Origin of the sequence: Agromyces terreus (assembly GCF_009749465.1) — a bacterium.
In the GTDB taxonomy this organism is placed as follows: domain Bacteria; phylum Actinomycetota; class Actinomycetes; order Actinomycetales; family Microbacteriaceae; genus Agromyces; species Agromyces terreus.
On record NZ_WBIS01000004.1, the window covers coordinates 1 to 24,326 of the forward strand.

22 protein-coding genes are annotated in these 24,326 nt (G+C 69.6%); 17 read left to right on the plus strand and 5 right to left on the minus strand.

Annotated features, from left to right (window positions below; all coding sequences use genetic code 11):
- Positions 1 to 258: 258 nt before the first annotated feature.
- The 7 genes from GQQ92_RS10145 to GQQ92_RS10175 all read left to right on the plus strand — a co-directional run bounded on the left by GQQ92_RS10145 (position 259) and on the right by GQQ92_RS10175 (position 3,945).
- Positions 259 to 522: a ribbon-helix-helix protein, CopG family gene (locus tag GQQ92_RS10145; RefSeq protein WP_156999153.1), complete on the plus strand. Its 264-nt coding sequence runs from the start codon at positions 259 to 261 to the stop codon at positions 520 to 522.
- Positions 519 to 758, plus strand: a complete 240-nt coding sequence (locus GQQ92_RS10150) for a toxin (protein WP_156999154.1) — start codon at positions 519 to 521, stop codon at positions 756 to 758. The genes GQQ92_RS10145 and GQQ92_RS10150 overlap by 4 nt, the downstream gene beginning before the upstream one ends.
- A 202-nt stretch (positions 759 to 960) precedes the next feature.
- Complete coding sequence (locus GQQ92_RS10155) at positions 961 to 1,527, plus strand: hypothetical protein (RefSeq protein WP_156999155.1); 567 nt, start codon at positions 961 to 963, stop codon at positions 1,525 to 1,527.
- Positions 1,528 to 1,626: 99 nt separating this feature from the next.
- Positions 1,627 to 1,944 carry a hypothetical protein gene (locus GQQ92_RS10160; RefSeq protein ID WP_156999156.1) on the plus strand — a complete coding sequence of 106 codons (318 nt, stop codon included), beginning with the start codon at positions 1,627 to 1,629 and terminating at the stop codon, positions 1,942 to 1,944.
- 68 nt (positions 1,945 to 2,012) lie between these two features.
- A complete protein-coding gene (locus GQQ92_RS10165; protein WP_156999157.1) occupies positions 2,013 to 2,447 on the plus strand; it encodes a hypothetical protein in 435 nt (144 codons plus the stop codon).
- Positions 2,448 to 2,644: 197 nt separating this feature from the next.
- Positions 2,645 to 3,406: a hypothetical protein gene (locus GQQ92_RS10170; RefSeq protein ID WP_156999158.1), complete on the plus strand. Its 762-nt coding sequence runs from the start codon at positions 2,645 to 2,647 to the stop codon at positions 3,404 to 3,406.
- 71 nt (positions 3,407 to 3,477) lie between these two features.
- Positions 3,478 to 3,945: an RNA polymerase sigma factor gene (locus tag GQQ92_RS10175; RefSeq protein WP_269149165.1), complete on the plus strand. Its 468-nt coding sequence runs from the start codon at positions 3,478 to 3,480 to the stop codon at positions 3,943 to 3,945.
- A 368-nt stretch (positions 3,946 to 4,313) separates the two neighbouring features.
- Here GQQ92_RS10175 and GQQ92_RS10180 read toward each other — a convergent pair whose 3' ends face one another.
- Positions 4,314 to 4,883 (minus strand): hypothetical protein, encoded by a 570-nt coding sequence (locus GQQ92_RS10180; protein ID WP_156999160.1) that lies wholly within the window; start codon positions 4,881 to 4,883, stop codon positions 4,314 to 4,316.
- Between the two features lie 127 nt (positions 4,884 to 5,010).
- Entirely contained in the window at positions 5,011 to 5,475 is a 465-nt protein-coding gene (locus GQQ92_RS10185) for a hypothetical protein (RefSeq protein ID WP_156999161.1), read from the minus strand.
- A 133-nt stretch (positions 5,476 to 5,608) separates the two neighbouring features.
- Between GQQ92_RS10185 and GQQ92_RS10190 the strand changes: the two genes are divergently transcribed.
- From GQQ92_RS10190 to GQQ92_RS10205, 4 genes are all read left to right on the plus strand, one after another.
- Positions 5,609 to 6,121, plus strand: a complete 513-nt coding sequence (locus GQQ92_RS10190; protein ID WP_156999162.1) for a barstar family protein — start codon at positions 5,609 to 5,611, stop codon at positions 6,119 to 6,121.
- A gap of 1,630 nt (positions 6,122 to 7,751) precedes the next feature.
- The gene (locus GQQ92_RS10195; protein WP_156999163.1) at positions 7,752 to 8,420 is read left to right on the plus strand and encodes a fasciclin domain-containing protein; all 669 of its coding nucleotides are present in this window, start codon (positions 7,752 to 7,754) and stop codon (positions 8,418 to 8,420) included.
- Positions 8,421 to 8,515: 95 nt separating this feature from the next.
- Entirely contained in the window at positions 8,516 to 8,932 is a 417-nt protein-coding gene (locus tag GQQ92_RS10200; RefSeq protein WP_156999164.1) for a DUF4383 domain-containing protein, read from the plus strand.
- Positions 8,933 to 8,943: 11 nt separating this feature from the next.
- Positions 8,944 to 9,561 carry a hypothetical protein gene (locus GQQ92_RS10205; RefSeq protein ID WP_156999165.1) on the plus strand — a complete coding sequence of 206 codons (618 nt, stop codon included), beginning with the start codon at positions 8,944 to 8,946 and terminating at the stop codon, positions 9,559 to 9,561.
- Positions 9,562 to 9,808: 247 nt separating this feature from the next.
- On the opposite strand, the gene GQQ92_RS10210 is transcribed toward GQQ92_RS10205, so the two are convergent.
- Complete coding sequence (locus tag GQQ92_RS10210) at positions 9,809 to 10,816, minus strand: YihY/virulence factor BrkB family protein (protein ID WP_197738199.1); 1,008 nt, start codon at positions 10,814 to 10,816, stop codon at positions 9,809 to 9,811.
- 74 nt (positions 10,817 to 10,890) lie between these two features.
- Entirely contained in the window at positions 10,891 to 11,889 is a 999-nt protein-coding gene (locus GQQ92_RS10215; RefSeq protein WP_156999167.1) for an alpha/beta hydrolase, read from the minus strand.
- Between the two features lie 362 nt (positions 11,890 to 12,251).
- On the opposite strand from GQQ92_RS10215, the gene GQQ92_RS10220 reads away from it, so the two are divergent.
- From GQQ92_RS10220 to paaZ, 6 genes are all read left to right on the plus strand, one after another.
- Entirely contained in the window at positions 12,252 to 14,642 is a 2,391-nt protein-coding gene (locus tag GQQ92_RS10220) for a DEAD/DEAH box helicase (RefSeq protein ID WP_156999168.1), read from the plus strand.
- Between the two features lie 238 nt (positions 14,643 to 14,880).
- Entirely contained in the window at positions 14,881 to 16,200 is a 1,320-nt protein-coding gene (locus tag GQQ92_RS10225; protein WP_156999169.1) for an MFS transporter, read from the plus strand.
- A 224-nt stretch (positions 16,201 to 16,424) separates the two neighbouring features.
- The gene (locus GQQ92_RS10230; RefSeq protein ID WP_156999170.1) at positions 16,425 to 17,630 is read left to right on the plus strand and encodes a thiolase family protein; all 1,206 of its coding nucleotides are present in this window, start codon (positions 16,425 to 16,427) and stop codon (positions 17,628 to 17,630) included.
- Positions 17,627 to 18,433 (plus strand): enoyl-CoA hydratase/isomerase family protein, encoded by an 807-nt coding sequence (locus GQQ92_RS10235; RefSeq protein ID WP_156999171.1) that lies wholly within the window; start codon positions 17,627 to 17,629, stop codon positions 18,431 to 18,433. The genes GQQ92_RS10230 and GQQ92_RS10235 overlap by 4 nt, the downstream gene beginning before the upstream one ends.
- A gap of 212 nt (positions 18,434 to 18,645) precedes the next feature.
- On the plus strand, positions 18,646 to 19,476 hold the full coding sequence (locus GQQ92_RS10240) for a 3-hydroxyacyl-CoA dehydrogenase family protein (RefSeq protein ID WP_156999172.1): 831 nt from the start codon (positions 18,646 to 18,648) through the stop codon (positions 19,474 to 19,476).
- A gap of 97 nt (positions 19,477 to 19,573) precedes the next feature.
- Entirely contained in the window at positions 19,574 to 21,703 is a 2,130-nt protein-coding gene (gene paaZ / locus GQQ92_RS10245; RefSeq protein WP_156999173.1) for a phenylacetic acid degradation bifunctional protein PaaZ, read from the plus strand.
- 249 nt (positions 21,704 to 21,952) lie between these two features.
- Here paaZ and GQQ92_RS10250 read toward each other — a convergent pair whose 3' ends face one another.
- Complete coding sequence (locus tag GQQ92_RS10250) at positions 21,953 to 24,127, minus strand: RecQ family ATP-dependent DNA helicase (RefSeq protein WP_156999174.1); 2,175 nt, start codon at positions 24,125 to 24,127, stop codon at positions 21,953 to 21,955.
- Positions 24,128 to 24,326 lie beyond the last annotated feature (199 nt).

Genomic DNA, 24,326 nt, shown 5'->3' on the forward strand with positions numbered 1-24,326 from the left:
CCTTCGATCCGATCGAAGACCTCAAGTACCTGTTTCTCGGCGGTGTCGAGGCTCTCCGGGCGACCATCCGGAACGAGCAGAGTGACCACCCAGACCGCTGCGAGAAGGCCCACGGCACCCAAGGCGAGCCAGAAAGTTCCTCGGGAAGCACCCATTGAAGCCATTTCCCCAAACTAGAGGTTCCGCGCACGGGTGCCCGCAGGGATCGTTCAGTGAGGCACCCTAGACCTGCTGATATTTTCGTATTACGCTCAAAGTATGGGCGGAGACGAAACGATCAACGGAGCACCGGTCACAGAAGAGCAGATCGCGGCCTGGTCGGCAGAGGCAGAGGCCGGCTATGACGTCGATACGCTCAAGCGTCGCGGGCGCGGGCGCCCCGGGCGTGGCGCCGAGCCTGCCCAGGTCGTCGCACTGAGACTCACGTCCGAAGAACTCGCAGCGCTCGAGGAGCGAGCTGCGCGCGAGCACAAGTCGCGATCGGAGCTCATTCGTGAAGCGATCGCGGCGTACGCCGCGTGAGAGTCCATGACGCAGCGCTGAAGCACGGCATCACACCGGAAGACTCAATCCAGGCAGCATCTTGGCCGCTCTGGATCGAAGACCTCGACGAGGACTCGCCTGCGCGCCAGCTGCGCCTCGGTTTCGACACGCAGGGGCGACTCCTCGAAACCGTCGTCCTCGTCTTCGACAGCGGAAGCGAACTCATCATCCACTCGATGAAGGCGCGCCCACAGATGCTCGACCTCCTGCCCTAGCCCACGGCAGCAAAACGGCGGCACCGACTATCGAGCCACAACGGGGTCGGCCGCTGCCGAGGACCGGCATTCGGGTTCGGGCACGTTCCAGTGCATGGGAATCCGGTGGATGCCGCCCATGCGACGGCCATCATGCGAAATCTCATGCACTGGTCGACCGGCATGCGGGCGGGGTCGGGCTTCCGCTCGCTGCATCGGACCGATGCGTCCGGACCGGATCGGTGGCATCGCCGCATCGGGAATCGCCGATCGGGTGCACGATACTGCTGGCATGGGATCAACGCGGCAATCGAGCTGGGACTCAACGACCATACGTCACAAGCTCCTGGTCGGCGCTGCCATCGTCTCAGGCTTGACGGTTCTCATTATCGGTGGCCGGGTCATATCTGAGAACGCGGCCGAACCCACCGGCCTTGCGGTGTTCGACACCCCGCCGGAGCCGTCAGACAAGCCAAATACCCCGCTGCCCGAAGGGCCAGCCGAAGACACCCGCTATCTCACGAATCTCGTGGGATGGAATATTTTCGCGGCACGTGATCTTGAGCAGCGCGTCTGTCTCATCATCGAGCAGGGCGGAAAAGGCGGGGCGAACTGCGTGACTGAGGAAGAGTTCGACTCGAGCGGGCTGACCACCATCATCTATTACGGCGACATCAGGTACGACGATCGTCCCGCATCGCTCTCAGAAGGTGAAAGCGTTCGGATCGAGTGGTCTCCGAAGACGCTCCCGATCTGGGAAGTCGATAAGGTGCGGTACGTGTCCCAGTGAGGATCCTGCTGCGGTCAGGATCGATAGATTCCGACCGAATTTCGGTGAGAGACGAGTTTGGGCACCGAGTAGTCTGCGTGTGAAGTCGCAGGGAGGCGCATGTCGATCGAATCAATGCCGCGAACGGTGATCCTTTGGGGCGCTGGGGTCGCCGTGGTTGGAGGGCTCCTCGTCGCGGCCGCACCCCAGGTACTTGAAGCCTGGTGGGCGCCCAACACTGACGAATGGTATTCAGCGGCCGGGATCTTCGAGATCCTCATCGCCATCGCACGGACGGTCCTCGCACCGCTCGGTGCTGCCCTTATCGCCGCGGGCGTCGTCATGCACTACGTCGACCGGCGCTTGAAGGGCGACAACATCGCCGACCGGCCCCGCAGATGGCGATGGCCCGACGAGGCGCAGAACCGCAATCAGTAACGGTCGACCGTGACCGCAGCAGGATCCTGGAGCGCCAAACGCATGGCACGCTCTGTGTGGAGGGGCCCATGACCGAAACCGCACCCGTCGACGATAGCCAACCCGCCAAGGTGAGGTGGTTCCGCCGTCGACCGCCAGCCGAGTACGACCGGTTCCTCCGAGGCGTTTGGTGGGCCGGCCATGGGCAGTTCTTCATCGCCGCGGCCCTGCCGTTCGTCGCCGTCATCACCTTCGGGTTCGTCGACATTGACGAACGGAGCGTGTACCTGGGCGTCCTCTTCCTCACGCTGGCGATCCCGTTCTGGTATTCCGGGTGGCTGCTGCGGGGTCTCGCGGGCTTCCTTCCTCCGGCGCACCCGAAACCGCGAGTGTTCGACTGGGTGGGACGGATCTACATCCTCATCCTCGCGGTCGCCGGCATCGGCGTGCACGCGATCATCGGCGTGATCATGCAGGTGCTCGCCGCGATCATGCTCGGCTCGACGATCGCGAGCGTCACCTGATGGGCTGCACCGGAACGGCCGAGTTCAACCAGATCGCCCATGGAAATCCTGAGCGCGGAGTCCCGCGCGAAAGGCCGCGAACCGTCCCTGGTGTGGGAGCAGCCGATCCGTGAGCGGGCGGCCCATTGGTGACTTGAGTTCCTCGTTTTCTTGATGCGGGCTGTCACACTTCTGGTGGTAGTGGCCATGGATGGGGCATGAAGGCAGAAGAACCACAGGCTGAAGACGACCCGGAACTCCGGGCGCGTCTGCGACCCCTGGGTGGTGTCCGACTTGATGAGGCGCTCGCGGTGGCTGCTCGAGAGCTCGCAGTCCAGCTCGAGGACGAGAGCGTCCGGTCAGCGGCGTTCGGAGAGTCGCGGCGGACATCGCGGCGGCGGTCGGGCGTCATCGTTGCGAGCGTGCTGGCTGCGGTTCTCGCGGCCGGTATCGCGGTGCCGGTCACGGCGGTCGCCAACTGGCTCTCGGCCCGAACGGGGGACTACGGCGACACGAGCCGAGGCACTCAAGAAGACAACACCGAGTGGCTCAACCTGGCAGGCGAGGATCTTCCAGCCGTCATTGCAGAGGCCTACCCGGACGGGCTGCAACTACCGGCAAGCCTCGGACGGGAAGACGCGATCGAACGCGTCGATGCAACCGTTTCGCGTCTGGGCAGTGAGCCGAACTCGTTCGTACAGGAGGGAGCAATCACGACGACGTTCGAGTTCTGGGCGATCTGCGCCTGGTACGACGAATGGCTCGACGCTGATGCGGACGACGAATCTGCACGCCGTGCAGTAGCCAGTGATTGGCTGCTTGATCAAGCGCACTACCCGTCGATCGTCGCGAACGACGGCGGCGGCGTCGTCGACCGCCTCCAAGAGATCGCCCGCAGTGCGGCCGCCGGCGACCGGTCCCTCGTTGAGGCCGGGTACGGCGAATCGGCTTGCGATGGACTGCTGGGACGTGACGAGTGAGTACCGAGCCAAGAATCACTTCATCCGCCGCGGCGGGCGTGGGTGAGTCTGGGGAGGGAGATGAGTTCACCGTGTTCGTTCGGTCTATCGCCCCCGAGTTGCTCACCTACTTCGGCCGCCGCGTCAACCCTGCCGAAGATGCCGCTGACTGTCTCGGCGAGACGCTCCTTGTGCTTTGGCGTCGCCGGGACGCATTCCCGGTCGAACGATCGGATCAACGTGCGTGGACCTATGGGATCGCGCACCAAATCCTGAGGACCCGCCGCCGCGGTGCTATCCGTCGGATCCGGCTTACCGAGCGGCTGAGAGACGAACTCCACGTCTCGAAGCAATTCAGCGCACGAAGCGACGACCACACGGCCATCGACGCAATGGCCCGGCTCTCGGAAGCCGACCGTGAAGTCCTCGCCCTCGTCATCTGGGAAGGCTTCACCCTGACGGATGCCGCGAAGATCCTCGGCATCCGCCCAGAAGCAGCACGGGCTCGCTATTCACGCGCCAGAACGCGGATGCGCCGACTGCTCGCCGCGGAGGACTAGACCGCGAAGTGATGCTCGCTGACCTCCAAGCGCCCAACTCGGCCAGAGAGTACCGGTCGCAACGTTCGAGATCATGGCGTCAGCGTTCGAGTCAGAAGCGGATCGACGAACGGGCGACGTGGGCTAGGGGCGGTAATCCGCCCGCTTCGCTGGCAGATCGTCACTCGGGCGGCCTATTGGCAGCCCACCACCCGAACCCATCGCAGAGAGTGCCGAACCTAAGCTCGCAGCTAGCGCTCTCAGCACTCGCCAAATTCCTGGGCGGTACTCCGAATCGGCCATCTCGTCGCCTCCTTCACGGAGGCTAGCAAGGGATGGATGAGACGGCGAGGAATTCACGGATTGGAGCCAGCCCGCAAACCGATCCCCTACTGAGCCGCCACTGCGTCTGCATCGTGAATCAGCCGGAACTCTGTGCCACTGGTGAGGCCCGTCGCTCGAATCGCCTCGACCAAGTCGCCTCGGAGGAAGAGATCACCTCGGGGAAGCTCGGCAAGTTTGAACGCGCTTTTCCCCGCGAGCGCACCCATATTGAAGACATGGCGGCGGATATCCATGATTCGTCCGGATGTAAAACGGACGATTTCAGATTGGTTTTCCTCGAGCGCGTTCGCCACTTGGGGAGCGTTAAACACCATCAGTCGGGCTTCATCACACTCCAGAGGCAGCAGCTCGCCGTGCGGGGCGAGGAGCGGCCCGACAGCCTCAATCGCTTCCTCGCGAAGGATGAGCACATGCCTACCTAGCCAGGGCATTTTCGAACGGCGCCATGGCAGCCCGTGCTCATCGTCCTTCAGGAAACGCATCTGGATCGGCTCCCAAGGACTGCCCGGCTGCCGCTCGGAGAGCGTCCAGAACACCTCGAAGTCGCCCGGATCGACCGGGAAGACCCACTCAAACCCATCGGGCACTGCTGGGCGAAACACGCGGACGTTCATCACGGGAACGCTACTGGGTTTAGAGGAGACCACTTGCGTCGATGTGGTGCCATCCGGGATCCGCTATCGCCTCATCCTCAGATCAGGCGCCGGCTGCCCCAGAGCGGCTTCATAGTCCGGAGGAGCTTCAGGGGATCGGTATTGGAATCAACGTGAATTCGTCGATGCCTGGTTCGTAGCGAATGACGACGTCGTCGAAGTTCCCCTCGTGAGACAGGGTCACCGGCTTTCTTAGCGACCGTCCTAGGAGTACGAGAACTTCGCAGAGGGCGTCGAGCGCGCTTTGATCCTCGAGCTCGCGCAGATCGACGTCGAAGAGTACCTCGTCGCCCAGGAAGAAGTTCACTTGGACGTTGGGCATGGGGCGCACCGCGAATGAATCATGACGGCGATCCGGATCGTGTAGCTGACCAAACTCGACGTTTCCACCGTCGCGATTCCACGCCACGTTCCATCCGGTGCGAGCGATCGCCCGCATTACCGCTGGCCAGTCAGATTGGCTCGACCCGAGGACCTGCCCATCAGGCAAAGGGCCGGCGAAGTCCCCGCCAAAGGCCGCTTTGAAATCGGCGAGGGAGACGACACTCTTCACATTGCTATTCTCGGGTCGGCACTCCAGCCGACCAAACTGTTTCCGATTCGCCGCGACGGCCCGCACACGGATCGGCAACTGGGCCGGCCAGTGCCCTCTGAGAGCGCAGCGGCCGTCCAGTTAGGCTCGCCCCATGGCGTCCTTCGATCTGCAGACCGATCTCGGTCAAGACCCCGCATATCGACTGCTGGCCAATTCGCCCGTCACGCTGTTCCATAGGGCCAACCGGATGGCCTCGACGCTCGAGGAGCTGAGGAAGCTCCGCTATCAAGTCCTGGAGTTCGACGCCACCACTTGGAGTCAGCTCGCGGCAATGCACGATCAGCTCGCGGCTGCGTTTGAGTTCCCGGACTACTACGGACGGAACTTCGATGCACTCGCCGACTGCCTGAGGGACGTCGTCGAGCACGACTACGGGTGGGACCCGAAGGCGACAGGACTCGTCGTCGTACTCAATCGATACGACGCCTTCGTGGAAGCCCATCCCGAATCGGCACAACTTCTCCTCGAGATCATGGCTGAGACATCGCGAGGCGCCGCATTACTCGGCGGCCGCTTGATCTGCCTCGTGCAGTCTGATGACCGCGAAATCGCGATTGCACCGGTCGGCGCGACCGTTGTGCCGTGGCACGATGCGGAGCATTGACCCGATCGACGGCGGTCGCAGCGTGGTCAACTCCAGTGCACCCGCACTGCGCAAGCGGATCCGCTCGCGGGCTGATGCGTTATCGGAGTGTGAGCACGCGTTCAGCGTCGTCTTCCTCGTTCGTCAGTCTCACGGTTACGGGTCTCCCGGTCACCTCGGACGGGAGATCAAACACGTGAGTGGTCGCGGCCATGTCTGCCGTGCACGGGTCATTCGGCGAAGCGCTGAGTGGGATGCTCACGTCATCGGAATCGATCACGTGCAATTCGCCGGCGACAACGGGGCAGCTACTGCTCCCGAACGTGATCAGCCCGAACTCGGACTCGCCCACCCAACCGACGATCGGGTCGCCGGTGAGGAGGTCTGGATTAGGTCCGGCCCAATTGTCCGGAAGCCCACGCACGGTTCTGGGAACCTCTGAGCCAGCGTCTGAGGTACTCCTCCCTTGCTCGACCTCAGCACATCCCGTCAAGATCATCACGCTCGCCACGACAACGCTGCCGGCCACCTGCAAGCATCGGCGGGAACCGCTGCGTACTCGAACACGTTCAACACGGAAATCGGCCACACCTGATCTCATCGTGCCAGCCGGCGGATAAGTGGGGCGACGCCGTTCTGTTGCCAAATCGGTTCCGAAACGAGTTGGAACCGAGATCGCACCGGCACAACCTCCCTGCACGCTCACTCGTTCGCAATGAACAGTGGTGCGATGGTGGATCCACCCACGGGCGCCCGGCGGCCGACCGGCTTTCGGCCTTGACTTCCCGAAGCCGACAGATGCTCCTCGGACCCTTACCTGCTGAGCTCGTCAGACGATCTTGGTTCTCTCGGGCGATGTCGCAACAATACGAACGAGCCGACCAGCAGGCAGCTGATTCCTGCGTAAAGCGGGACCGTTCCAAGGTCCAGAAAATCGTTCACCCGCGGTCGTCCGTCGCCGGCGAACAGTGAGCATTCCAGTCCGAACGGGAAGACGGTGTATCGGAAAGTCGGGTCGTCCTCCGGCCGACCCGAATCGACCGCGCCGGATGAGGACGCATCAACGAGGCACCATGACATCGCAGATCCACCGATTGCTCGAAGCGAGAGCGACAGACCGACAAACACGAGCAACGCAACACCGACGAAGATCAGCACCCAGGCAACTCGGGCCGAACCCGCCTCGCTTCGCATGATCCCCGTCGTCACCAATCCTCAGTTGACTGAACAGATCGAACGCTAGCGGTGGCGCTACTGAGGCGAGGAACCCCATAAGGAGGGCCAGACGTTACACCGCGCGCCCAATCGCCGCCGGGGCGCGCGCCCGCAAGCCGGTCCGGCAGCGGGCCCGCGCTCAACTGAGACTGCGAGCGCGCGCTTCGCCCGAAGGGTTCGGCGCGCCCGAATCCCGCAAGACCCGCCCGCGAAGATGCCCGGTGAAGGGGTGCTTTGCGGGGCAGCCAGCCGGGGCGACCGGATGCGGGCCGCCGAGCCCGAGACGGGAAGTCGATCCGGGTGCGGCCGGAGCCCGGATCGACGGTCGAGACATCCGTCGAAGTGATTGCGACATCCGTCCAATCCGATCTCGCGGGACCTCCGAACCCCTCGTGTCGACCCGCTCCGGGCCGGCCACTACGAAGGAGGAGATCCGATGCGATCGATCCGCAGCACCCGTACCGCACTCGCCGTGTTCTCGATCACGGCCGTCGCCATGCTCGGCCTGGCCGGATGCAGCTCGGGCGACACCACGTCGTCCGAGTCCGACGAGTCCACCATGTCCGAAGAGGCCGCCCCTAGCGAGGAGGCCATGGAGGAGATGGACCCCGCCGCCGACCTCGTCGGCCCCGGTTGCGCCGCCTACGCCGAAGAGGTGCCCGACGGCGCCGGATCGGTCGCCGGCATGGCCGAGGACCCGGTGGCGGTCGCGGCATCCAACAACCCGATCCTGACCACGCTCACCGCGGCGGTCTCGGGTCAGATCAACCCCGACGTGAACCTGGTCGACACGCTGAACGGTGACGAGTTCACCGTCTTCGCGCCCGTCGACGACGCGTTCGCGAAGATCGACGCCGCCACCATCGACACGCTCAAGACCGACGCCGACCTGCTGACGACGATCCTGACATACCACGTCGTGCCCGGGCAGCTCACGCCCGACGAGGTCGTCGGAACGCAGACGACCGTGCAGGGCGGCACCGTCGAGGTGACCGGCTCCGGCGACGACCTGATGGTCAACGACGCCAAGGTCATCTGCGGTGGCGTGCACACCGCCAACGCGACCGTCTACCTCATCGACACGGTGCTGATGCCCACGATGTGACGATCGCCGGGTGCTCCGCCCTCGGGCGGAGCACCCGGCACCCGCACCGAACGTCATGTCGCGGCATCCGCTCGCGCAACTCAGGAGGAAACATCATGGGAAACTCTGTCAACCGCATCGTCGGGGTCGTGTTCGGCGCGGTGTACCTCGTCGTCGGCCTGCTCGGCTTCGCCGTCACCGGCGGCGTCGGCTTCATCGCCACCGAGGGCGGGCTCCTGCTCGGGCTCTTCGCGGTGAACCCGCTGCACAACATCGCGCACCTGCTCATCGGAGCCGCGTTGCTCGTGGCCGGCATCGTGAGCGCCCGCGCGGCGAAGACGACGAACACCGTCGTCGGCGCCGCCTACCTGCTGCTCGGCATCGTCGGGTTCTTCCTGGCGGGCACCGCGGCGAACATCCTCGCGCTCAACACGGCCGACCACTTCCTGCACCTCGCGAGCGCGCTCGTGCTGCTCGGAGTCGGACTCGGCGCCGAGCGCTCGGTCTCGTCCACCCGCACGGCGACGGCCTAGGGAGCCCGGCCGTGTCGGCACTGACGGACCTCACGCGCAGCTGGCCCATGTTCGCCGCACTCGGCGCCGGGCTCGTGCTCACCGCGGTGGGCGCCGGTGCCCTGGGCGCAACGGCATGGGGGACCGCGGCGGCCGTCGCGCTCGTCGGGAGCGGCGTCGCCGCACTCGGCTGGGGCGTGGCGGCGCTGCGGGCAGGTCGTGCGCCCGCCCCCCGCGGCACGCTCGTCGTGTCGCTCGGGATCATCGCGGCGTCCGGGGCGGTCATCGCCTCGGGCGCCGCCCCCGATCTCGGCGTCTCGGTGCTGCCGATGCTCGCCGCCGACGTGTTCCTCGTCGCCGTCGCGTTCGGTGCCGCCGCAGCCTTGCGGTCTCGGCGCGTGGAGCGAGCGGATGCCGCGGGGCCGCGTCGAGCGGATGCCGCGGGGCCGCGTCGGGCGGATGCCTCGGGGCCGCGTCGGGCGGATGCCTCGGGCGGGCGTCGATCCGGCGCTCGCGCCTCGACGATCGGCATGCTCGTCGGCGCGACCCTCGTCGCCGCGCTCGCCACCCCCGCGCTCGCCGCGACGGAGGCCGGCGAGGTCGCCGTGCCGCACGGCGAACTGCACGGCGACGTCGGCCACCACCACTGATCCGGCGACGCCGGACCCACAGACCCCGCCTCCTCGCGTGCCGGCGACGCGCGCGAGGAGGCGGCCCAGAAGACGGCCCCGGGGACCCCGACCCCGGGGCCGTCGTCATGCCCCGAGCGCAGTCGCGAGCGCGACATGCTCGAACGCGCGCGAATGCGACGAGTGCGCGCGGTTCGCACCGCGCGCTCGTCGCATTCGCGCGCACTCGGCGGGGGCGGGGGCGGAGTTGGGCGTGCGGAGGCGGGTGTCAGACGAACGAGTCCGTGTCGACCGGCGTGCGCAGGTCGGCTGCGGCGCGCACGTCGGCTTCGCGCTGCTCGCGGTTCTTGCGGATCATCCGGTCGTCGCGCAGCGGCAGGTGCAGATGCTCCTCGGCCGGGATGCCCGAACGGAGCTGGCGCACCCGCTCCACCTCGGTGTCGAGCACCGCGCCGAGCATGATCGCGAGGTTCGACAGCCAGAACCACAGCATGAACGCCACGGCGAACCCGAGTGCGCCGTAGTTGCGCTCGTACGTTCCGAAGCCCACCGCATACCAGCCGAACAGCAGCGTCGCCGCGGCCCACACGAGCATCGCGCCGACCGCGCCGACGCTGAACCACCGGAAGTTGCGGCGACGCACGTTCGGCGTCGCCCAGTAGAGGAGCGCGATCGTGAGGGCCATCAGGCCGAGCGCCAACGGGATCTTCGCGAGATCCCACCAGAAGACGACCCCCTCGTCGAGGCCGAGCGACCGGGCCGCGGCATCCGCCACCGGCCCGCTCAGCAGCAGGATCAGCGCGAGCGCCCCGCCCAGCACGAGTGCCGCCGCCGCAACGAGGAGCATGAGCGGGCGCGACTTCCAGAACGGGCGGCCCTCGCCGACGTGCAGGATGCGGTTCATGCCGCGCCCGAACACGCCGAGGTAGCCCGACGTCGACCAGAGCGCGCCCGCGAGCCCCACGAAGATCGCGAACCACTGATGCGACCGGTCGAGCAGCTCTTCGACCGGGCCGCTGAGCGCGGCGGCCACCGAGTCGCCCCCGAGATCGGAGACGACGCCCAGGACGTCGCGCGTCACGTCCTGCGCCGTGCCGAACGCCCCGAGGATCGCGAGGGCGGCGAGGGTCGCCGGGAACATGGTGAGCACCGCGTAGTACGTGAGCGCCGACGCGATGTCGGCGCTCTGGTTGATGCGGAACTCGTGCCACGTGCGGACGGCGATCAGGCGCCATTCGTGCCGCGAGACGCGAATGGGGGAGTCCTCGTGCGTCATCTTCGCCTTCCTCGGGTGATCGGCTCCCGCCGATGATCGCACCTGCATCCGCTCAGGTCGAGCCGATCGCCGGATCAGCCGAGGTTCGCGTGCAGGAAGCCCGCCACCCGGACGCGCATCGCCTCGTCGAGGATGCCGATCGAGTGCTCGGAGCCGGGCGCGACGGCCAGCTCGACCTCGACCCCGGCTGCGGCGAGTTCGTCGGCCAGCCGCTGCGACTGGCCGAGCGGGATGATCTCGGTCTCGGCGTGGCCGATGAGGAACGGCGGGTCGCTCGCGTCGACGAACGTCGCCGGCGAGGCATCCGTCGCCTGCCGGCACGCGTCGATGGCGTCGGGCTCGCATCCGAGGTAGTCGGCGACGATGCCGCGGAGCCAGGGGGACGCCCCGTCGGCGAGCAGCGACTCGGCCGAGAGCCCGACCGGGCCCGAGAGCTCGGCGACCGCCGCGACCCGCGAACCCTCGTCGAGCGGCCCTTCGCCGGTCGTGCCGAGCAACGCCGCGAGGTTGCCGCCGGCCGAACCGCCGAACGCGCCGATGCGCGTCGGATCGAGGCCGAACCGGCTCGCCTGCTCGGGGTCGCGCAGCCACGCGACGGCATGCGCCACGTCTTCGATCGCCGCCGGGAACCGCACCTCGGGCACGAGCCGGTAGTTGACGGATGCCGCGACGAAGCCCTCGCTCGCGAGCCACATGCAGACGTTCCGCCAGTCGGCGTTCGCCTTGTCGCCGCGCGCCCAACTGCCGCCGTGGATCGACACGACCGCGGGCAGCGCGGTCACGTCGTCGTCGGTCAGCGCCGCGGCGGCGGCCGGGGCGGCCTCGGCGGGCATCGAAGCCGGTCGGCAGATGTCGAGCGTGAGCACGGTGCCGTCGTCGCGCACCCCGTACTCGAGGTCGGCGTCGACGGTGATGCCCTCGGGCGCGGTGAACGTGCGGATGCCGACGATCGCGGGGGTCGTGACCTCGCTCGCGGCCTGCGCCTCGCCCGGGTCGAGCTCGCGAAGCTGGTGGTGGAAGCCCGAGAGGGCGGACACGCCGACGATCGCCGCGAGGGCGGCAGCGGCGGTCACCAGGACTCGCCGGGAGCGAATGCCGGAGCCGCCTGCGTTTCGGGTCGAGGTCACCAGGAGCTCCGGGTTCAGGGGTGCAGCGATGCTACTCCGCGGATGCCGCAGGGCAAAGTCGAGGACCGGCGGCGACATCGCCGGGTGTACGGCGGTTTCTCAGCGGCATCCGCTATTCTTCAAAGGTCGGTTCTGGACACCGCGCATGTCGTGCGGATGGGTTTGTGAGTCCAGGGGCCGGTTTCGGGGCAGTCGCCCTCGAATAGTCACCGTATGTGAACGGCCCCGGTCGACGATGTTCCGGGTTCTCAGCGCGCCGCCCCGCGGCGGTACTGCCATGTACTTGAAGTAACCCAGAAAGCATCGCCATGCCCAAGAACAAGAAGCCCGCCGGCGGCCGACCCGCCAAGAACTTCGACCCCTCCTACGCGAAGGGCGGCAAGCCCGCGCGCCACGGGTCGTCCAAGCCCGGCAGCCGCAGCGCCGGCCACCGCGGATACCGCGCCGAAGAGGCCGAAGCGCCTCGCGCCAAGGACCGTTGGTCGCGCGACGAGCGCGTCTCCGCCGGTCGCTCGCCGCACCGCGCTGACCGTGCCGACCGTGCGCCTCGCGACGACCGTGCTCCTCGGTCGTACGACCGCGGCGGCCGCGACGAGCGCCCCGCGCGTTCGAACGATCGCGACGACCGCGCTCCCCGCTCGTACGACCGCGGCGGGCGCGACGACCGTGCGCCCCGTTCGTACGACCGCGATGACCGTGCTCCCCGTTCGTACGACCGCGGCGGCCGCGACGAGCGTCCCGCGCGTTCGAACGATCGCGACGACCGCGCTCCCCGCTCGTATGACCGCAACGAGCGTCCCGTGCGCTCGTTCGACCGCAACGACCGCACGGACCGTGCTCCCCGTTCGTACGATCGCGATGACCGTGCCCCTCGCTCGTACGACCGCGGCGGCCGCGACGAGCGCCCCGCGCGCTCGTACGACCGCAATGATCGCAACGACCGTGCGGCTCGCCCGGCCCGCTCGTTCGATCGCGATGACCGTGCGCCTCGTTCGTTCGATCGCGATGACCGTGCGCCTCGTTCGTTCGACCGCAACGACCGCAACGACCGCGCACCTCGTTCGTTCGACCGGAACGACCGCGCCGACCGCGCCCCCCGTTCGTTCGACCGGAACGACCGCCCGACGCGCTCCTTCGAGCGCGACGAGCGCGCGCCGCGCCGCGACTTCGACCGCAACGACCGCCCCGCACGCCGCGACTTCGACCGCCCGGGCTTCCAGGACTCCGCGCGCCGCCCGTCGAGCTTCTACCCGGCCAAGGACGCCGGTGCCCACTTCACCCCGAACGACGACGTCGTGCTCGAGCGCCTCGAGGCCGAGGCCATCCAGGCCGGCGACGTCGACGGCGTGAGCTTCGGCGACCTCGGTCTCGGGCCGAACGTCGTGCGCGTGCTCGCCGAGCTCGGCGCGGCATCCCCGTTCCCGATCCAGGCCGCGACCATCCCGGTCGTGCTCGAGGGTCGCGACGTGCTCGGCCGCGGCAAGACCGGCTCCGGCAAGACCATCGCCTTCGGCGCCCCGACGGTCGAGCGCCTCATGAGCCTGTGGGCCCAGTCGGGCAAGGCCGGCGGCAAGCGCCAGATGGGCCGTCGCCCCCGCGCGCTCATCCTCGCCCCGACCCGCGAGCTCGCGCTGCAGATCGACCGCACCGTGCAGCCCATCGCGCAGAGCGTCGGCCTCTTCACCACGCAGATCTACGGCGGCGTGCCCCAGGGTCGTCAGGTCGGCGCGCTCCAGCGCGGCGTCGACATCGTGATCGGCACCCCCGGCCGCATCGAGGACCTCATCGAGCAGGGCCGCCTCGACCTCAGCGAGATCGCCATCACGGTGCTCGATGAGGCCGACCACATGTGCGACCTCGGGTTCCTCGAGCCGGTGCAGCGCATCCTCCGCCGCACCGCGAAGGGCAGCCAGCGGCTCCTCTTCTCGGCAACCCTCGACCAGGGCGTCGCGACGCTCGTCGACGAGTTCCTCGTCGACCCGGCCGTGCACGAGGTCGCCGGCGAAGACCAGGCCTCCTCGACGATCGAGCACCGCGTGTTCGTCATCGAGAACCGCGAGAAGCGCGACATCGTCGCCCAGCTCGCCAACCGCAAGGGCAAGACCCTCGTCTTCAGCCGCACGCGTGCGTTCGCAGAAGACCTCACCGATCACCTCGAGGACTTCGGCATCCGTGCCGTCGCGCTGCACGGCGACCTCAACCAGTCGCGCCGCACGCGCAACCTGCAGCAGCTCACCTCTGGCCGGGTCGACGTGCTCGTGGCGACGGATGTCGCGGCGCGCGGCATCCACGTCGACGACATCGACCTCGTGATCCAGGCCGACGCGCCCGACGAGTACAAGACGTACCTGCACCGCGCCGGCCGCACCGGCCGCGCCGGCAAGGAGGGACGTGTCGTCACGCTCATCCCGCGCAACCGCCAGCGTCGCATGACCGACCTGCTCGACCGCGCCGAGATCGCCGCGCCGTTCGAGTTCCTCGCGTTCGGCGAGGAGGCGTTCCCCGAGGACGCGCCCGGCTACGTGGCTCCTGTCGCCGAGGTCGCCGAGGTCGAGGAGGCCGTCGAGGTCGAGGCATCCGCCGCTCCCGAGGCATCCGACGCCCCCGAGCAGGAGCAGCCCGACACGGCCGACACCCCCGACGTGCTCGAGGAGGCCGACGAGACGATCGAGTCCGACGACGAGCAGCAGACCGTCTGAGGCATCCGCCGCCCGAGCCGCCGCAGCGCAGCTGAACGAGGCCCCGCGTCGCATCCGACGCGGGGTCTCGTCGCGTTCGGCGCCGGCTGGACTTCGGGGTCCGTGACCCGTTCGGGTTGCGCGCGGCATCCGTCGTTGCGTACGCTCAATTCCCAACCGAACAATCGGTCAGGAAGTCGGGCGACGACGTCGGCTTCCGGGTCCATTCCCCCAAGCACGCCAGAACAACGGAGTTCGCATGTCGACCGAAGTCAGAGAGAGCACGAAGCCCGGGCGCATGCCCGCCGAGGAGCGGAGGGTGCTCGCGGGCACCCTCGTCGGCACCTCGATCGAGTGGTACGACTTCTTCATCTACGCCCAGGCGGCCGGCCTCGTGCTCGCGCCGCTCTTCCTCGCCCCCGTCGCCGAGTCGAACCCGGGCCTCGCCCAGGTGCTCGCGTTCGCGACCATCGGCATCTCGTTCCTCTTCCGCCCGCTGGGCGCGGTCGTCGCCGGCTACCTCGGCGACAAGCTCGGACGCAAGCGGATGCTGGTCTTCACCCTCATCATGATGGGCCTGTCGACCTCGCTCATCGGCTTCCTGCCGACCTACGCCGCGATCGGCATCGCGGCGCCCATCCTGCTCATCCTGCTGCGCATCCTCCAGGGCTTCTCCGCCGGCGGAGAGTGGGGCGGCGCGGCGCTCATGGCGGTCGAGCACGCCCCGAACGGCAAGCGCGGCTTCTTCGGCGCCTTCCCGCAGATCGGCGTGCCCGTCGGCATGATCCTCGCCACGTTCACGCTGTGGGTGCTGACGAGCTCGATGTCGCCCGAGGCCTTCATGGCGTGGGGCTGGCGCATCCCGTTCCTGCTCTCGATCGTGCTCATCATCGTCGGCTACGTGATCCGTCGCGCGGTCGAGGAGAGCCCCGTCTTCGAGGAGCTCCTGAAGCGCCGTAAGGAATCCTCGACCCCGCTGCGCGAGCTGTTCCGCCACAACACCAAGCAGGTCGTGCTCACCGCCGTCATCTTCATCGCGAACAACGCCGCGGGCTACCTGCTCATCGCCTACTTCGCGACCTACGCGGTCACCGCGCTCGGCATGGACCGCCCGAGCGTGCTGCTCGCGACCACGTTCGCCTCGTTCGGCTGGCTCGTGTTCACGCTCTTCGGCGGGCGCATCTCCGACCGGCTCGGGCGGGTGCGCACGTTCCAGATCGGGTACGCGTTCCTCGCGCTGTGGGCGATCCCGATGTGGTTCCTCATCGACACCGGCAACATCGTCTGGTACTTCGTCGCGCTGTTCGTGATGACCTTCGGGCTCGGGCTCTCGTACGGACCGCAGGCCGCGCTCTACGCCGAGATGTTCCCGGCGCGCGTGCGCTACTCGGGCGTCTCGATCGGCTACGCGCTCGGCGCCATCCTCGGCGGCGCGTTCGCCCCGATGATCGCCGAGGCCCTGCTCAACGCGACCGGCCAGTCGTGGACGATCGGCCTCTACATCGCGATCGCCAGCGTCATCTCGCTCATCGGCGTCTCGCTGGTCAAGGAGACGAAGGGCCGCGACCTGCTCGACTGAGCGACGGATGCCCCGGCCCCGCGCCCCGGTTCGCACTCGTGCGGGCCGGGGCGTTTCGCGTTCGGCATCCCGAGCGGATGCCGCGGGGCCGGCGTCGGGTCGGGCGGATGTCGCCGGCCGCCGGCCGACGGCGCCCGGGTGGCGTGCCGGCGGGTGCGCGTGCCATAATTACTTCCTGAACGGTCGGTCACTAATTCGACCGGACAACGACGTCAGGAGATTCGATGCCCGAGGCCTATCTCGTCGGAGGCGTGCGCACGCCCGTCGGTCGATACGGGGGAGCGCTCGCGAGCGTTCGGCCCGACGACCTCGCGGCCCTCGTCGTCGGCGAGGCCGTGCGCCGCGCGGGCCTCGACCCGGCCGCCGTGGCCGAGGGCGTCATCGACGAGGTCATCCTTGGCGCCGCCAACCAAGCCGGTGAAGACAACCGCAACGTCGGCCGCATGTCGGTGCTGCTCGCGGGGCTGCCCGACTCGGTGCCCGGCATCACCGTGAACCGGCTCTGCGCGTCGGGCATGTCGGCCATCACCATGGCCGCGCAGGCGATCCGGGCCGGCGACGCCGACCTCGTCGTCGCAGGCGGCGTCGAGTCGATGACCCGTGCGCCGTGGGTGCAGGCCAAGCCCGAGAAGGCGTGGGCCAAGCCCGGCGCCGCCTACGACACGTCCATCGGCTGGCGGTTCCCGAACGCGCGACTGCTCGCCCGCGACAAGGCCACCTTCTCGATGCCCGAGACGGCCGAAGAGGTCGCCCGGGTCGACGGCATCACCCGCGCCGAGGCCGACGCCTTCGCGCTGCGTTCGCAGCAGCGCGCCGCCGCCGCGATCGACGCCGGCCGCTTCGCCGACGAGATCGTCGGGGTGCCGCTCGCCCGCGGCGGCGAGGTGCTCGTCGACGAGGGCCCGCGCCGCGACACCACGCTCGAGGCGCTCGCCGGGCTGCGCCCCGTCGTCGCCGGCGGATCCGTGGTCACCGCCGGCAACGCCAGCTCGCTCAACGACGGCGCCTCGGCGATCGTCGTGGCCAGCGCCGAAGCCGTCGAGCGGTATGGACTCGAACCGCGCGCACGCGTCGTGGTCGGGGCATCCGCCGGTCTTGCCCCCGAGATCATGGGCCTCGGGCCCGTGCCTGCGACCGAGAAGGCGCTCGGCCGCTCGCGCCTCACCGTCGGCGACCTCGGCTCGATCGAGCTCAACGAGGCGTTCGCCACGCAGTCCATCGCCTCGATGCGCCGCCTCGGCCTCGACCCCGAGCGCGTCAACGCCGACGGCGGGGCGATCGCCCTGGGGCATCCGCTCGGCTCCTCCGGATCGCGCCTCGTCGTGACGCTGCTCGGCCGCATGGAACGCGAGGGCTCGCGCTACGGCCTCGCGACCATGTGCGTCGGCGTCGGGCAGGGATCGGCCCTCATCGTGGAGCGCATGTCATGACGGATGCCTCAGCCGGGCGTCGGACGGACGCATCGCCCTCGGCCGGGGCCGGCGCCGGTGCCCACGCACCCTCGCCGCTCCGGATCGAACGGTTCCCCGACCGCGTCGTCGCGACCCTCGACCGGCCCGACGTGCGCAACGCCATCGACCAGCGCACCGTCGACGCGCTGCACCTGCTCTGCGCGGAACTCGAGGCGATCCCGCGCATCCTGATCCTCACCGGCGCGGGCGGCGTGTTCGCGTCGGGCGCCGACATCGCCCAACTGCGCGAACGCCGAGCCGACGACGCCCGCCGAGGCATCAACGCGAACGCGTTCATCCGGGTCGCAGAACTGCCGATGCCGGTCATCGCCGCGCTCGACGGGTACGCCCTGGGTGGCGGCGCCGAACTCGCCTACGCCGCCGACATCCGCATCGCGACGCCGTCGCTCAAGATCGGCAACCCCGAGACCGGGCTCGGCATCCTCGCCGCCGCCGGTGCGAGCTGGCGTTTGAAGGAGATCGTCGGCGATGCGCGCGCCGCCGAGATGCTGCTCACCGGGCGCACCGTGCAGGCCGACGAGGCGCTCGCGATCGGGCTCGTCAGCGCGCTGCATCCGGCCTCCGAGCTGCTCGGCGCCGCGCACGCGATCGCCGACCGCATCGCCCGAAACGACCGCGACGCGACCATCGCCACCAAGCGCGTGTTCCGCGCGCCGCGGGCCGAGCACCCCCGGGTCGACCACGAGGCGCAGGCGGTGCTCTTCGAGAGCCCCGAGAAGTTCCGGCGCATGACCGAGTTCCTGGAGAGGAAGCAGCCGTGAGTGACGTGAATCCGCGGGATCTCGAGACGCGTGCTCCTGCGTCGCGCGCTCCTCGATCGGCGGGGGGCGGTGCTCCTGCGTCGCGCGCTCCTCGATCGGCGGGGGGCGGCGCTCCTGCGTCGCGGGATGCTCGATCGGCGGGGGTCGGTGCTCCTGCGTCGCGCGATGTTCGATCGGCGGGGGTCGGCACCGGCGCGCCCGCCGAGGTCGGCGTGCTCGGCGGCGGACGCATGGGCGCGGGCATCGCGCACGCGTTCCTCCTCGCGGGCTCGCGCGTGACCGTCGTCGAACGCGATGCGGATGCCGCGGCCGCCGCCTCGGCGAAGGTGCTCGCCTCCGTCGCGGCATCCGTCGACCGCGGCACCGCCGACGAAGCCGCCGACGTCATCAGCGCGCGCTTCTCCACGAGCACCGACGTCGCCGCGTTCGCTCCCTGCTCGCTCGTCGTCGAGGCCGTGCCCGAGCAGCTCGACCTCAAGATCGACGCGCTCACCCGGGTCGAGGCCGTGCTGGCCGACGACGCCGCCCTCGCCTCGAACACCTCGTCGATCTCGATCGACGAGCTCGCGGCGCTGCTCGACCGGCCCTCGCGGTTCCTCGGCACGCACTTCTTCAACCCCGTGCCCGCGTCGACGCTCGTCGAGATCGTGCGCGGCGCCGCGACCGACGAGGCGCTCGTCGACGAGGCACGCGCCTGGGTGCACGCCATCGGCAAGACGCCGATCGTCGTCGCCGACGCCCCCGGCTTCGCGTCGTCACGGCTCGGCGTCGCGCTCGGGCTCGAGGCGATCCGCATGCTCGAAGAGGGCGTGGCCTCGGCGGAGGACATCGACCGGGCCATGACGCTCGGCTACAAGCATCCGGTCGGCCCCCTGCGCCTGACCGACCTCGTCGGGCTCGACGTGCGCCTCGGCATCGCCGAGTACCTCGCCGCGAATCTGGGCCCGCGATTCGAGCCGCCCGCCCTGCTGCGCCGCATGGTCGCCGAGGGGCGCCTCGGGCGCAAGACGGGCGAGGGCTTCACCTCGTGGGACGCGTCATGAGCGCGCGCACGTCGACCGTGTTGATGTCGATCCGTCGATCTTCGCCCTTCGCCTGCGCGGGTGGGGCGAACATCGACGGATCACGAGAGGAGAACCGATGAGTGGGATGCTTCCGAGCTACGTGAACGGGGAGTGGTGGGTTCCGGATGCCGCGGGCGGGGCGGATGTCGCGGACGGGTCGGATGCCTCGGGCGGGGCGGGGACGCAGGGCACCGCGGTGCGCGACGCGTCGACCGGGGAGGTCGTGGCCCGCGTCTCGACCGAGGGTCTCGACCTCGGCGCCGCATTGGAGTACGCGCGCACGGTCGGGCAGCGCTCGCTCGGCGCCCTCACCTTCCACCAGCGTGCCGTGCTGCTCAAGCAGATGGCGCTCGTGCTGACCGAGCGCAAGGCCGAACTCTACGAGATCTCGAGCCGCACCGGTGCGACGAAGCAGGACTCGTGGGTCGACATCGACGGCGGCATCGGCGTGCTCTTCACGTACTCGTCGAAGGGTCGGCGCGAGCTGCCGAACTCGCAGGTCTACGTCGACGGCGGCGTCGAGCAGCTCTCGAAGGACGGTTCATTCCTCGGACGGCATATCTACACGCGCCTGCCCGGCGTAGCCGTGCAGATCAACGCGTTCAACTTCCCGGTGTGGGGGTCGCTCGAGAAGTTCGCGCCGGCGTTCCTCGCGGGGGTGCCGACCCTCGTGAAGCCCGCGACCCCGAGCGGATACCTCGCCGAGGCGTTCGTGCGCATCCTCGTCGAGTCGGGGCTGCTGCCCGACGGCTCGCTGCAACTCGTCTCGGGCAGTGTGCCCGACCTCTTCGAGCACCTCCGATTGGGCGACCTCGTCGCGTTCACCGGGTCGGCGTCGACGGCCGAGCGCCTTCGCGCGAACGACTCGGTGCAGACCGGCGGCGTGCGGTTCACGAGCGAGACGGACTCGATCAACGCCTCCGTGCTCGGCCCGGATGCCGTCGAGGGCACGCCCGAGTTCGACGCGTACGTGAAGCAGCTCGTCACCGAGATGACCACGAAGGCGGGGCAGAAGTGCACGGCCATCCGTCGGGCGGTCGTGCCCGAGGCATCCGTCGACGCCGTCATCGAGGCCGCCCGCGCGCGCATCGAATCGCGCGTCGTGGTGGGCGACCCCCGCGCCGAGGGCGTCACCATGGGCCCGCTCGCCTCGATCGCCCAGCGCGACGAAGTGCTGCGACAGGTGCGACGGCTGGCCGACGCGGGCGGCGAGATCGTCATCGGCTCGACCGACGCGCCCACCGTCACGCTCGCCGACGGGTCGACCGGGGCATCCGCCGAGGGCGCGTTCGTCGAACCCGTCATGCTGCGGTTCGCGGATGCCGCGAGCCCGGCCCTGCACGACGTCGAGGCGTTCGGCCCGGTGACCTCGATCGTCGGCTACTCGAGCGTCGACGAGGCTGTGCAGCTCGTGGCACGCGGTGGCGGGTCGCTCGTCACGAGCGTCGCGACGCACGATCCCGCCGTGGCCGTGGCGCTCGCCTCGGGCATCGCGGCGTACAACGGACGCCTACTGCTGCTCGATCGCGACGACGCCCGCACGTCGACCGGGCACGGCTCGCCGCTGCCGAACCTCGTGCACGGCGGACCCGGGCGCGCCGGCGGCGGCGAAGAGCTCGGCGGCATCCGCGCCGTGCTGCACCACATGCAGCGCACCGCCGTGCAGGGCTCGCCCGAGATGCTCACGGCGTTGACCGGCGTCTGGCACGCGGGCGCCGAGTCGACGCCGTACGCCGCGGCGGGCGAGGTGCATCCGTTCCGGAAGTCGCTCGCCGAGCTGCGCATCGGCGACCAGGTCGTGTCGGGATCGCGCACCGTGACGCTCGAGGACATCGAGACGTTCGCGCACTTCACGGGCGACACCTTCTACGCGCACATGGATGAAACCGCTGCGGCCGCGAACCCGTTCTTCCCGGGGCGGGTCGCGCACGGATACCTGCTCGTGTCGTGGGCGGCCGGGCTCTTCGTGGACGCGGCCCCGGGCCCGGTGCTCGCGAACTCCGGGCTCGAGAACCTCCGGTTCGTCACGCCCGTATCGCCCGGGGACTCGGTGCGCGTCGAGCTCACCGCGAAGCAGATCACCCCGCGCGAGACCGACGAGTACGGCGAGGTGCGCTGGGATGCCGTGCTGAAGAACCAGCACGACGAGCTCGTCGCCTCGTACGACGTGCTGACCCTCGTGGCGAAGGAGCAGGCGGCCGCGTAGCCGCGCCCTCTCCGTACCTCGCCCACCCGCACCCCGCGCCCCGCCCCGCCCTCTGCACCCCGCACCAGTTGCGTATTCAGGAGCGGAGGCGTGTCGCAGCCCCGCGTTCCGCGTCGCACCCTGCGACACGCCTGCGCCATCCTGAATTCGCAGAGTATGAGAGGCGGGATGGGATGCGGGTGAGACGCGGGTGGAGCGCGGGGTTCGGCACCGGGTGGGTGACCCGGCCCGGGCGTGGCGCGGGCGGGGTCAGCCGCGAAGGGCGAGCACGAAGGGGAGCACGCTCGTCGCACCCGCGCGGCGGAGTTCGCGGGCGGCGACGGTGAGCGACCACCGGCTGTCGGCGAGGTCGTCGACGAGCAGCACGCCGCCGGCCGGCACGTCGAGGGCGTCGGCCGAGAACCGCTGCCAGACGCCCGCCAGCCGGAACGCGCTGTTGCCGCCGGGTTGGCCGCTCGGTCCGCCGTTCGCGGGCTCGAGCGCTCCGAGGTAGGGCAGCCGGCCGATGCGCGAGATCCCCTCGGCGAGGGAGCGCACGAGCTGCGGATGCGAGCGCGAGGGCATCGACACGACGGCGACGGGACGCTCGGACCAGCCCCAGTCGGCGAGCACGCGCACGCAGGCTTCGAGCATCTGCGGCGTGACGGGGGCGTCGGGTGCGCCCGCGGCGAAGACCTCACGCAGGGTGTTGCCCCAGCCGAGGTCGGTGAGGCGTGCGAGCGCGCGCCCCTCGCCCGCCTGCTCGCCCGGTGCGATGCGGCCCTTGACCGGAACGCCGAGCCGGTCGGCACCGGTCGGCCAGGCCTTGCGGGCCTCGACCGCGACGCCGACCCGATCGAGGGCTCCGGATGCCGCGGCCGCGGCGCCCTCGTCGAGGTCGCCCGGGTACCAGACGCCCGCGCAGTTGTCGCACCGGCCGCACGTCGCCGCCGTCTCGTCGTCGAGGGAACGCTGGAGGAACTCCATGCGGCATCCGTCGGTCTGCTCGTAGTCGATCATGTGCTGCTGCTCGGCCTCGCGCTCTGCGGCGATGCGCGCATACCGGTCGGCGTCGTAGCTCCACGGCTCGCCGGTGGCGACCCAGCCGCCTTGGACGCGGCGCACGGCGCCGTCGACGTCGAGCACCTTGAGCAGCAGTTCGAGCGGCGTGCGGCGGATGTCGACCCGCGCCTCGAGCGCCGGCGTCGACAGCGGCACGTCGGAGAGCTCGTCGATGACCCGGCGCGCGCGGTCTTCGTCGGGCATCGACGCGGTCGCGAAGTAGTGCCAGATCGCACGGTCTTCGGAGCCGGGCAGCAGCAGCACGTCGGCGCTCTCGCTCGCACGGCCCGCACGGCCGACCTGCTGGTAGTACGCCACCGGCGACGACGGCGCGCCGAGGTGCAGCACGAACCCCAGGTCGGGCTTGTCGAAGCCCATGCCGAGCGCGCTCGTGGCCACGAGCGCCTTGACCTCGTTGCGCTTCAGCAGCCCCTCGGACTCCTCGCGCTCATCGGGGTCGGTCTGCCCCGTGTAGGCGCGCACGTCGTGGCCGCGCTCGCGGAGCACGCGCGCGATGTCGTTCGCCGCCGAGACGGTGAGCGTGTAGATGATGCCCGAGCCCGGCAGCTCGTCGAGGTGGCTGAGCAGCCACGCGAGCCGGCTCTCGGAGTCGGGCAGGCGCAGCACGCCGAGGCGCAGCGAGGTGCGCGCGAGCGGTCCGCGGATCGTGAGCACGCCGTCACCGCCGTCGTCGCGGGCAGGGCCGCCGGCAGCGTCGCCGGTGCCCGCACCGTCGGACCCGAGCTGCTCCGCGACATCCGCCACGACCCGGCTGTTGGCCGTGGCCGTGGTCGCGAGCACCGGCACCGACGGCGGCATCTGCGCGATGAGGTCGCGCAGACGTCGGTAGTCGGGCCGGAAGTCGTGGCCCCAGTCGCTGATGCAGTGCGCCTCGTCGACGACGAGCATGCCCATGCGGCGCACGAGGGTCGGCAGTTGCTGCTCGCGGAACGAGGGGTTGTTGAGCCGCTCGGGCGACACGAGCAGCACGTCGACCTCGTCGGCGTCGAGCTTGTGCAGCACGTCGCCCCACTCGTGCGCGTTGGTCGAGTTGATGGCCACGGCGCGCACGCCCGCCCGCTCGGCGGCCGCGATCTGGTCGCGCATGAGCGCCAGCAGCGGCGACACGAGCACGGTCGGCCCGGCGCCCTGCCGGCGCAGCAGCAGCGTCGCGACGAAGTACACCGCCGACTTGCCCCACCCCGTGCGTTGCACGACGAGCGCCCGACGGCGACCCTCGACGAGTGCGCTGATCGCCTCGAACTGCCCGTCGTGGAACACCGCGTCATCGCGCCCGACGAGCTCGCGCAAGGCCTCGAGGGCCCCCTCGTGCAGGTCGACGGGGGCCGCCGCTTCGGACGGGGGCGGCGGGGCTGCGGTCATGGTTCCACTCTGTCGGATGCCGCTGACATCCGCCTGCGGGGTCGCCCACGCGGCATCCGCTCGCCAAGCGTCCCTCGCAGGCGACCCGTTCGGGGGCGTTGCCGCCGACCCGGCCTGCGAGTAGCGTGCGCCCGGCACGCCCCACCGTGCATCCGTGTCCACGACGATGCGGCCCGACATCGCCGACCTGGTGGAAGGG

Excerpts from the sequence above, each read along its gene's own strand:
- GQQ92_RS10145 (WP_156999153.1), top strand. The coding sequence starts at position 259 with ATGGGCGGAGACGAAACGATCAACGGAGCACCGGTCACAGAAGAGCAG.
- GQQ92_RS10155 (WP_156999155.1), top strand. The coding sequence starts at position 961 with ATGCGTCCGGACCGGATCGGTGGCATCGCCGCATCGGGAATCGCCGAT.
- GQQ92_RS10160 (WP_156999156.1), top strand. The coding sequence starts at position 1,627 with ATGTCGATCGAATCAATGCCGCGAACGGTGATCCTTTGGGGCGCTGGG.
- GQQ92_RS10165 (WP_156999157.1), top strand. The coding sequence starts at position 2,013 with ATGACCGAAACCGCACCCGTCGACGATAGCCAACCCGCCAAGGTGAGG.
- GQQ92_RS10170 (WP_156999158.1), top strand. The coding sequence starts at position 2,645 with ATGAAGGCAGAAGAACCACAGGCTGAAGACGACCCGGAACTCCGGGCG.
- GQQ92_RS10180 (WP_156999160.1), bottom strand. The coding sequence starts at position 4,883 with ATGAACGTCCGCGTGTTTCGCCCAGCAGTGCCCGATGGGTTTGAGTGG.
- GQQ92_RS10190 (WP_156999162.1), top strand. The coding sequence starts at position 5,609 with ATGGCGTCCTTCGATCTGCAGACCGATCTCGGTCAAGACCCCGCATAT.
- GQQ92_RS10195 (WP_156999163.1), top strand. The coding sequence starts at position 7,752 with ATGCGATCGATCCGCAGCACCCGTACCGCACTCGCCGTGTTCTCGATC.
- GQQ92_RS10200 (WP_156999164.1), top strand. The coding sequence starts at position 8,516 with ATGGGAAACTCTGTCAACCGCATCGTCGGGGTCGTGTTCGGCGCGGTG.
- GQQ92_RS10210 (WP_197738199.1), bottom strand. The coding sequence starts at position 10,816 with ATGACGCACGAGGACTCCCCCATTCGCGTCTCGCGGCACGAATGGCGC.
- GQQ92_RS10220 (WP_156999168.1), top strand. The coding sequence starts at position 12,252 with ATGCCCAAGAACAAGAAGCCCGCCGGCGGCCGACCCGCCAAGAACTTC.
- GQQ92_RS10225 (WP_156999169.1), top strand. The coding sequence starts at position 14,881 with ATGTCGACCGAAGTCAGAGAGAGCACGAAGCCCGGGCGCATGCCCGCC.
- GQQ92_RS10230 (WP_156999170.1), top strand. The coding sequence starts at position 16,425 with ATGCCCGAGGCCTATCTCGTCGGAGGCGTGCGCACGCCCGTCGGTCGA.
- GQQ92_RS10235 (WP_156999171.1), top strand. The coding sequence starts at position 17,627 with ATGACGGATGCCTCAGCCGGGCGTCGGACGGACGCATCGCCCTCGGCC.
- paaZ (WP_156999173.1), top strand. The coding sequence starts at position 19,574 with ATGAGTGGGATGCTTCCGAGCTACGTGAACGGGGAGTGGTGGGTTCCG.
- GQQ92_RS10250 (WP_156999174.1), bottom strand. The coding sequence starts at position 24,127 with ATGACCGCAGCCCCGCCGCCCCCGTCCGAAGCGGCGGCCCCCGTCGAC.